The sequence below is a fragment of the Anaplasma marginale str. Florida genome, assembly GCF_000215485.1.
Lineage (GTDB): Bacteria > Pseudomonadota > Alphaproteobacteria > Rickettsiales > Anaplasmataceae > Anaplasma > Anaplasma marginale.
Map to the genome: position 1 here is coordinate 1 of NZ_AFMS01000170.1, position 8,490 is coordinate 8,490.

Below are 8,490 nucleotides of genomic sequence, written 5' to 3' on the forward strand. Positions count from 1 at the left end.
TCTCCATGGTATGACTGCAGGGACTGGTAGCAGTGGTGGTGCGGGGCTGCTGGCAAGGATGGATTGGTAGCAACCCTTACGGTTGCGGCGTGTTGTAGGGCCAGGAGGTTTTGGTGGCGCGGATGCGCTCCATGCTCTATCCATGGTGTCGTAAGGTCATGTGGGGGCCCCGTGGGCATGTGGTTCAGGGTGTTTTTTGGGCCATTTTGCGGCTATCTGGAGCAGCTAGTGCGTTCATCGTAGGAAGTAGCTTGGCCGCATGATGAGTCTGTACTTTCATACCCTGATGCATGTTCTGATGTTACGCTACGTGTGCAACGGTTGCATTCCCCTTCTGCCTCGTTGGTGGTGAGTGGCGGTACGTATAATACTAAGGTTTGTTTAGGTGCGGCACTGTGGGGCTTCTTGCGTGTTTTGTGCTTCCGGGTGCTATGGGAAGAATGCTCAGATGTTATTGAAGGTGCATCGCTGCCAGGAAGCTCTGCTGCACAGGTGTGCGCCGCGCATAAAGCCCAGAGAAGGCGCTTCTTGAGTGCATGTACAACCCGGTGTTTTTTCTTCCTGCGCTGAAGCCCTGCAGACGCTGATTGCGCCAGAGTTGTGGATGATGCGGTGCTCGATTCAGAGACACAGTTGTCATTGCTCGAGGGTGTAGCTGCAGATCGTAAGGCCGGCGTGCGCCGCTCCGCAGCATTGTTAATACCACATTTCTGCTTGTGGCCGGCATTGGTTGGTAATTGTTGGGTTGAAGGCCGAACGTCACCGTGTGCATCAACGCCTTGGTCTGGGCTCACACATTTGCTCGACATACTCTCCGAGACATATGAGGCCAATTTCCTCTTTTTGCCCAAGCTCCCAAAATTGCCGGCCTTCACGTAGCCACACCTGTTGCTCTGAGATATGCGCAGCAAAAGTGACGAGAATGACTTTGTGCTCTTTTTTGTATGGTCATTGCTTGCAGGTGAGGACTCTACGTCAGAGTCGTGGCCGAGCTCCTGGTCAGCACATGTTGTATACAAATTACACAGTGACTCGGCGTGCAGTAGCAGGGAGCGTGCTCTTTGGCTTTCCCGCAGGTACCTAGATGTGTGCGTGCCTACAGGGCGGCGCACTTTGCGGGCTGCAGATGCTTTTGTGCCCCCAGCAAGCATGTGTCCGACGCCATTCGCGTAACACAAGTTGAGCGCTGTAAGGCTACTTGCCCGATGCTGCTGTTTCCTGCTGAGTAGTTTTAGAAGGTGTGTTAGCAGGGTGCCGGTACGAAGGCGGAAGTTATCATTGCTGGGACGAGGATGCAACGCTGCAACGGCATCGTCATCTCCCGTACTACCGCACGCGCGTGATTTGGGTTGCTCATATGCATTTGCTGCCATAGTTGTAGGATAATACCCGGTGTTTTGCTCAAGTTTGCATCGTGCAGCATGTGACTGCCGCTTCAGCCATCTGGATACAGTGCCCATTTTTGTGCGCACTTTCTGGTGTGCAAGCCCCAATACCCCACCATACTTGGGATTTGTCAGCGCGAAACAGCGCAACGGCAGGGGCCTAGGTTGGGATGTGCAGTTTCTCACTGTTGCCATATATTCTGTGTGGCTAGCAACCTTGTATGAGCTCTGTACTGCGCGCAAAGTTGCGACCAGCTCGGGGTGTTTTTTGTAGCGATCTATATTCATGAGCTTGATGTTAAGCAAACTCTCAAAGAATTTTGCGCAGTCACCATACATGATGCTATCCTTATAAACGGCATCAAGCCTTTTCAGGGTGCCGTAATCCTCACGCAGCTTCGGTAGGATGAATACCGCGTAGAAGAATTGCACAAGCTTGCGGTGCAGCATATACCAAGGGTGGCGCCGATTTACAATGACTTCGACATATTCTAGACGTTTTTTGGTCTGCTCTAGATGCGTTGTTATAGCCTCAGAAACCAGCTGCCTGGCTCTAGTTTCTTGCGTACTGAGATTTCTAACAGGGGTTTGTACTGCCTTTCCATGGACGTGCAATATACGCCGAACTAGCACTGCTGACATGCAGGCTGGCGGCAGCTTATCGTAACTCGCGCCATAAAAAGTAAGCAAAAGACAAAATTCCTGCCGCATTTTCAGGGCAAAGTAGCGCGACAGGTTGTCCAGCACTTTTAGACTGTTTTCCGTTATTACATCTAAGCTAAGGTGTGCGTTGATTCCCACCCTTTGCAAGTATGATGACAGCTCTTGCACGCATGCAATAGATGCCGGACTGAAAAAATTATACGCAGACGACTTGCCGTGTAATTTGTATATCTTAGATGCGCAACAATATGCTAGACGTTGCAGCTGCGGACCGTCTACGTTATGCTCCTGCGCAATTTGTAGTAGGGATTGGCACAATACTTCGGTCATCCACGTGCGGTTGTAGTGCCCGTGCTCAAAGTTGGTAAGTTTTTCAATGTCATTCCTGCTAAGCCTAAGATTGTGCCGCAGTATGCTTATGTATGGATATCCAGCCATCGCACTGTTCGTTCCAACAACTCCCGCTAGGAACCCGGATAGCATGGGCAGAGAATTTGTATCTGCTAGCAGTTTTGCCAAACCCTGAAACTCTGCAGTCAGGAATAGAGAGGCGTTATTGTTTGTAGTGGTAGGTGCCAGGTAACTTGTTTTCTGCAGTGACAGCATGAATATCCACCATCATATCTACGTTATGCCGAGATTAGCATAATATCACCAGCCGTACAAGATAACTCGTACCGCGTTTTGAGAACCTCCTACGCTACCACCCGCCAACATCTGTGATTTAGAGCGGAAATGGCTGGCACTGACTGGGGGATTGATGTATACACTACAGCGTCTGATTCAAGCTTCGAGTCTTTTCCATGGAAGATATGATAAATATCGAGGTTAATGGAGAAAAGAGAGCAATACCTGCGGGAAGCTCGCTACAATGCGCTGTAGCAGAATATGCAGCTAGTGCACCCTTTGCTGTAACAGTCAATCATGTACTTGTTACCAAGGCACAATATGGCGAGTATGCACTCAAAAATGGGGATGCTATAGACATAGTATACCCAATGCAAGGTGGTTAGCATGTGGTGCGCGTCTCCCGAATGGTTCAGCGCGGCAGCAACTGCACAGCTGCTCGGCCTTCATGGCACGGAGGGGTAACGTGTGGAATGTGTACGGAGCAGAGCTAAACAGCAGATTGCTACTCGGGTCTGCGCTATACCCATCTCCAGAGGTGCTCAAGCAGGCCATACTAAACTCTGGAACGGAGGTGGTAACTGTCTCTCTCTCCAGGCAAATGCCGTCTGCCAGGGCGGGGGGAGATTTTTGGCGTATAGTTCGGGACAGTGGGTGCCGTGTTTTACCAAATACGGCTGGTTGTTGTACAGTGAGCGATGCTGTACGCATGGCGCAAATGGCGCGGGAAATCTTTGCCACTTCTTGGATCAAGCTTGAAATCATTGGTGATGACTACACACTACACCCTGACATCATGTTGTTATGTGAAGCCGCTAAAGAGCTTGTAAACCAGGGCTTTGAAGTCTTCCCATATTGCACGGATGACCTTGTAGCGTGCCGCAGACTTATAGACTGTGGATGCAGAGTACTAATGCCCGGTGTGTCCCCCATAGGTTCCGGCATGGGCGTGTTGAATGTACACAATCTTAAGCTACTGAGAAACCGATGTAAGGATATAATAATCATTGTGGACGCCGGCATAGGCAGACCATCTGATGCGGCTATGGTCATGGAAACCGGGATTGACGGAGTGTTGACCAATAGTGCAATCGCGCGATCTCCTGACCCCGCAAATATGGCTCACGCTTTCAAATATGCTGTAGAGGCCGGCCGGCTTGGATACGAAGCAGGCATGATAGGCAAAAGGGAGTTCGCAGTGGCGAGCACTCCCCTTATAGATACGCCTTTTTGGCGCGGGTGACTGCGGTAATTCAGCTGATTTGGAATCTGGATTAACAACGAGCGGGTATGTTGCTGGTAGAAGCAACTTGCAGCGCGCAACGCACTAGGCAGCAGACCTACGAAGTGCCGCCGGGTGTTTTATTTGCTGCCTGTTCCATAAACCGTAACCGAGCGTGCAGGGCATTATGTGCCAGTACGGTTGCGGAAATAGCATGCTTAGTTCTTCTAAGCTTCATGCGCAGCCAGTCTGGGTAAGAAAGGCCGGCGTAGAGCTTAATAGTGAATTCCAGCATTATGTAGCAAGGCAGGCCGATCAGACGTTCATGGTATGCAACGTAAGCGATGCACGACGCCGCCACCAGGATACAAGTTAAGGCCCACAGCCTCTTATAGGCGGCGTAGAAGAACACGAAAATAAAGGCCAGAAACGAAAAACCGTCGCGCACGAACTTAACGCACCCTGACCCTCCGTGCGTGTATACACAGAAAAAATGCACTCTGATCACAAGAACGACCGGGGTTACCATTCTAAAAAGAAAACCTTCCTCGGTAAACAAAAAGATTCAGGTTGCTTACGTGCTATTCCCTTGGTAAAGGAGTTGATGTGCAGATATCTCGGGATTTGGGGCGTTATGTGTTAAACTTCACTGGTGTATTGCCTGGCAATGTGCAATATCTTACACGCTGTTTACGTATTAGGTTAATCCATGACAGGATGCTCTGCAGGTTGGACTGAATGATTACTCGTTTTGCGCCCAGCCCCACTGGGTACATGCATATAGGGAATGCGAGAACGGCGCTAATATGCTGGCTGTACGCCAGAAGCAGATCTGGCAAGCTCTTGCTCAGGATAGACGATACTGACCTTGAAAGGTCCGAAGACAGGTATGTGGAAGGAATAAAAAATGACCTAACGTGGCTGGCCATGGATTGGGATATTTGTTTCAACCAGCGCTCTAGGATCAGTAGGTATGACGCAGTTTTCAACTCCCTGATAGACGCAGGTGCAGTCTACCCCTGCTACGAAACTCCGGAGGAGCTGGAGTTAAAAAGGAAAATGATGCTCAAAATGGGGCTGCCACCCATTTACGACAGAAGTGCCTTGAACATGACTGAGCAGGACCAAAAAGCCTACAGTGGCAGGAAGCCGTATTTCAGACTTAAAATAGGTCGTGACCAGGCAATTTCCTGGGAAGATGAAATACGGGGCAAGGTGGTGTTTCAAGCTAAGAATATTAGTGACCCAATTCTCAGGAGGACCGATGGAAGTTATACCTACATGTTTCCCTCTACAGTTGACGATATAGATTTTGAGATAACGCACATCGTTCGTGGCGAAGACCACGTAAGCAACACGGCAGTGCAAATTTACATTATGGGCTTGCTTGGCGCAAAAATACCATCATTTGCCCACCTACCGCTACTTCGCATGGGGGGCTCAAAGATGTCTAAGCGGGTGGGTGGAACCGAAATATTCAAAATGCGGGACATGAACCTCGAGCCTATGGCGATTAACAGCTACATGGCTAGGATAGGTACGTCACTTCCGGTGGAGCCGCACACAAACATGCGGTCCCTTGTGGATTCGTTTGACATCAAATTATTCAACCAAGCCCCAATAAAGTTCGAACTGGAAGACATATCCAAGCTGAATGTACGGTTGCTGCAGAAGCTGCCATTTGCAGAAGTACGGGATAGACTAGAAGCATGCGGCATAAAGTGCTCGGAAGGCTTTTGGTACGCGGTGCGTGACAACATAAACGTTATTTCAGAGGTGAAGGGGTGGGCAGAGATTTGCGGTCCTGGGGTCACTCCCGTGGTAGATGACGTAAACCGGCAGTTGCTGCAGCTAGCGAGCGATCTCCTACCCGAAGGAGAGCCAAATGATGGTACATGGAAAACTTGGCTGCAAAAAATCAAAGAATGTTCGGGTTGCGAGACCCGTGACATTCTCTTGCCGCTCAGACTCGCACTTACGGGGGTGCCAAAAGGTCCGGAGTTTGCAAAATTACTACCTCTGATCGGTAGAGTGGAAATATTGCGGAGGTTACGTGGCGCATAACGCACTGGCGGCCTACGGCAGGTTTTTCCAAGGTTGGCGATGCAATTAGTGCACGGGTGTTGCCCGTCGGTTATCGTGTGTGTAACATGCGATGCTGACGTTCAGCATTCCCGCCGGATGCGTGTAAGGAGGGCGGTACACTCCGCCGGGTTGTGCGAGGCCATTTTCCCGGCATATGGTACTTGACTCCTGCAAGTCAGATGTGATAGTTGGTTGTCCTCGCGGCGGGCGTAGCTCAGTCGGTAGAGCATCAGTTTGTGGCACTGGAGGTCGCCAGTTCGATCCTGGTCGCTCGCCCGCGCACTAGGCTACAAGCACAATGCCTAGGTACAAATCTCGGTTGTAGTATTACCGTCGATGCAAATAGAACTTTGACTTACCGCGGTTTTATCATTAGAATCAGCTCTTACTTTGTGTTGTAGTTTGGTCGTATGTTGCGTTACCTGCTGTGCTGCTGTGCTTTGTGTGTTATTCTTGCGTCGCATCACTGCTGTGCCTCTTCTGTGCGCATAAAAGCCGTTGTTGATGGGAAGGCTATAACCAGTCTTGATGTATCCAGGCGCACAAAGGCGAACGCATTTTTCTACAAAACTGCACATGCTGGAAGCGACCAGGGTGAGGTGCTGCAGTCTCTGGTTGATGAGTCCGTACTAGAGCTTGAGGCCAAGGAGTTGGGCATATCTGTGGGTAAGCGCGAGTTAGAAGCAGAAGCCAGTAAAATGTTCTCGGTTTTGGGTGTTTGTGACGGGCTGAGTGTCGGTGAGTGTGTAGTGCAAAATGGGCTGGACCACAAATCTGTGGAAGATCATCTCAGATCTAGGGTCATATGGAGCAAAATATTGGCCACACGGGTTGCGCCTTTTCTCGCGGTTTCGGATAGTGACGTCGAAAATTACGTTGATGAGGCGAAGTCTGCCGGCCTTGAAACCGTGCTGGACCTGGAGCAAGTTTTCGTGCCGTTCAAGGCAGGAAACGTCTTAGACTCCGTGCTGAGTGAGCTGAACAAGGGTGTGGCGCTTGACAAAATAGCATCCAGGTATAGGGAGCACGCAGTGTACGCTGACCGCGCTGTTGGGGTGACAGCTAGCGCTTTCTTGCCCGATGTGAAAATATCACTAGTAAAAGCCAAGGTTGGCCAAGTGATTGGCCCAATCAGGATTGACCGCGGCTACTTGGTGCTGAAGCTGCTAAATAAGGTCAAGGTAAGCAAGGGGTTTCTGAACAGCTCTGCAAGCATAAAACGTGTCTCTGTCGCGAGAAGTGACCACGAAAACGTTTTGCGGGTAATGAAAGGGCGCGGTGCCAACTGTGACACTTTCGATGGCATTGCCAAGAACATGGGGCTGGATGCAACAAGTCTTGATGTGCGCGTTGGTGACCTTGCCTCTAAACTCCAGTTCATGTTGAGCAACGCCGAGCTAGGAGAGGTGCTGAGCTCTGCTGCTGCGGCCGGAGGGGATAGCAGCGAGGGCGAAAAGGTTGACCTTATAGTGCTTTGTGGCGTCTCACAGGGTGGTAGTCCAACAGCCGAAGAGGTCTACAAAATCAAACAGGCTGTGTATACGGAGAAGCTAGTTTCCGCGAGCGGGAGGCTTATGGAATCCATAAGGGGCCGCCATTTCACCAAAAAGTTTTGACGGTTTTTAGGCTGCGGGTGTGATCAGGGTTACAGCAGGTGTTCACCGTGGCAGGCGTGTGTTCACTGGTAGCGCTCTTAAGGCACGGCCGGCCGTTTCTGTGGTAAGGGAGTCAGTATTCAACGTTTTACGTGCGCACATCCCTATAGAAGGTATAAACGTGTGTGACATATGCTGCGGCAGCGGCGCTTTTGCCTTTGAAGCCCTATCCAGAGGTGCAGAGCATGCCTGCCTCGTAGACATATACTTACCCAATTTACAGTCAGTTAGAAGAACGGCTGAGAGTTTGGGTGTTGGACACAGAATGACCATTTTGTGTTGCGATGTGCACAAACTTCCGTTGGCGGATCGCAGCTATGATCTGGCATTTGTTGATCCTCCTTACGAGGAAACGTCATTGGTGAATGTCTCACTCAACGCGATGTTGAGTATGCGGTGGTGCAGAGCTGGTAGCGTGGTTGTGCTTTGCATAAAAAAAGGAGCCAAGGTCTCAATTCCTGAGCGCTATGAGCTACTGACCCGCAAGTCTTACTGCGGGTCGGAAGTACTATTCCTGTGCGCGCTCCCCGACGATTAGCAGTATACCACTCACCACCGACACCATCGCCCTGGCACCTCAGCCCAACTCACTACCAATGCCAACACAGCTCTCTGCACCATCACTGCCTAGCAGTGCCTTTATAACTGATACAGTCAAAGCTCTTGGTACCACCGACATAACAAAGCCACTATCTATAAACCCCTGGCATCCCAGTCTAACTTGGCACGACCACCACAGCTCTCTGCACCACCACTACCTAGCAGCAGCTACTTGCCACTAAGTCTTGGCACTCGTATGACTGGCACAGTCAAACTTACTGGCATCACCTATGCCATCACCACTCAACCCAGC

The 8,490-nt window shown here is 50.5% G+C and carries 7 protein-coding genes and 1 tRNA gene; 6 read left to right on the forward strand and 2 right to left on the reverse strand.

All coding sequences use genetic code 11. From position 1 onward, the window contains the following. Positions 1-212: 212 nt before the first annotated feature. Positions 213-2,654, reverse strand: a complete 2,442-nt coding sequence (locus GAC_RS04780) for a hypothetical protein (RefSeq protein WP_010266814.1) — start codon at positions 2,652-2,654, stop codon at positions 213-215. Between the two features lie 197 nt (positions 2,655-2,851). On the opposite strand from GAC_RS04780, the gene thiS reads away from it, so the two are divergent. Then, entirely contained in the window at positions 2,852-3,061 is a 210-nt protein-coding gene (gene thiS / locus GAC_RS04785) for a sulfur carrier protein ThiS (RefSeq protein ID WP_010262367.1), read from the forward strand. A gap of 80 nt (positions 3,062-3,141) precedes the next feature. Beyond that, positions 3,142-3,918, forward strand: coding sequence for a thiazole synthase (locus GAC_RS04790; protein ID WP_010266818.1), 777 nt, complete (start codon positions 3,142-3,144; stop codon positions 3,916-3,918). A gap of 97 nt (positions 3,919-4,015) precedes the next feature. On the opposite strand, the gene GAC_RS04795 is transcribed toward GAC_RS04790, so the two are convergent. Next, positions 4,016-4,405 (reverse strand): Erum7620/ECH_0207 family putative T1SS effector, encoded by a 390-nt coding sequence (locus tag GAC_RS04795; RefSeq protein ID WP_227013331.1) that lies wholly within the window; start codon positions 4,403-4,405, stop codon positions 4,016-4,018. A 230-nt stretch (positions 4,406-4,635) separates the two neighbouring features. Here GAC_RS04795 and gltX point away from each other — a divergent pair, with 230 nt between their 5' ends. From gltX to GAC_RS04815, 4 genes are all read left to right on the forward strand, one after another. Further along, the gene (gene gltX, locus GAC_RS04800) at positions 4,636-5,961 is read left to right on the forward strand and encodes a glutamate--tRNA ligase (protein ID WP_010266823.1); all 1,326 of its coding nucleotides are present in this window, start codon (positions 4,636-4,638) and stop codon (positions 5,959-5,961) included. Between the two features lie 224 nt (positions 5,962-6,185). Further along, a tRNA-His gene (locus GAC_RS04805) sits at positions 6,186-6,258 on the forward strand. 134 nt (positions 6,259-6,392) lie between these two features. Beyond that, the gene (locus GAC_RS04810; protein WP_010266826.1) at positions 6,393-7,598 is read left to right on the forward strand and encodes a hypothetical protein; all 1,206 of its coding nucleotides are present in this window, start codon (positions 6,393-6,395) and stop codon (positions 7,596-7,598) included. Between the two features lie 58 nt (positions 7,599-7,656). Beyond that, a complete protein-coding gene (locus GAC_RS04815) occupies positions 7,657-8,175 on the forward strand; it encodes an RsmD family RNA methyltransferase (RefSeq protein WP_241759768.1) in 519 nt (172 codons plus the stop codon). Positions 8,176-8,490 lie beyond the last annotated feature (315 nt).

Bases quoted from the DNA above. Each gene is read 5' to 3' on its own strand.
- GAC_RS04780 (WP_010266814.1), bottom strand. From the start codon at position 2,654: ATGCTGTCACTGCAGAAAACAAGTTACCTGGCACCTACCACTACAAAC.
- thiS (WP_010262367.1), top strand. From the start codon at position 2,852: ATGGAAGATATGATAAATATCGAGGTTAATGGAGAAAAGAGAGCAATA.
- gltX (WP_010266823.1), top strand. From the start codon at position 4,636: ATGATTACTCGTTTTGCGCCCAGCCCCACTGGGTACATGCATATAGGG.
- GAC_RS04810 (WP_010266826.1), top strand. From the start codon at position 6,393: ATGTTGCGTTACCTGCTGTGCTGCTGTGCTTTGTGTGTTATTCTTGCG.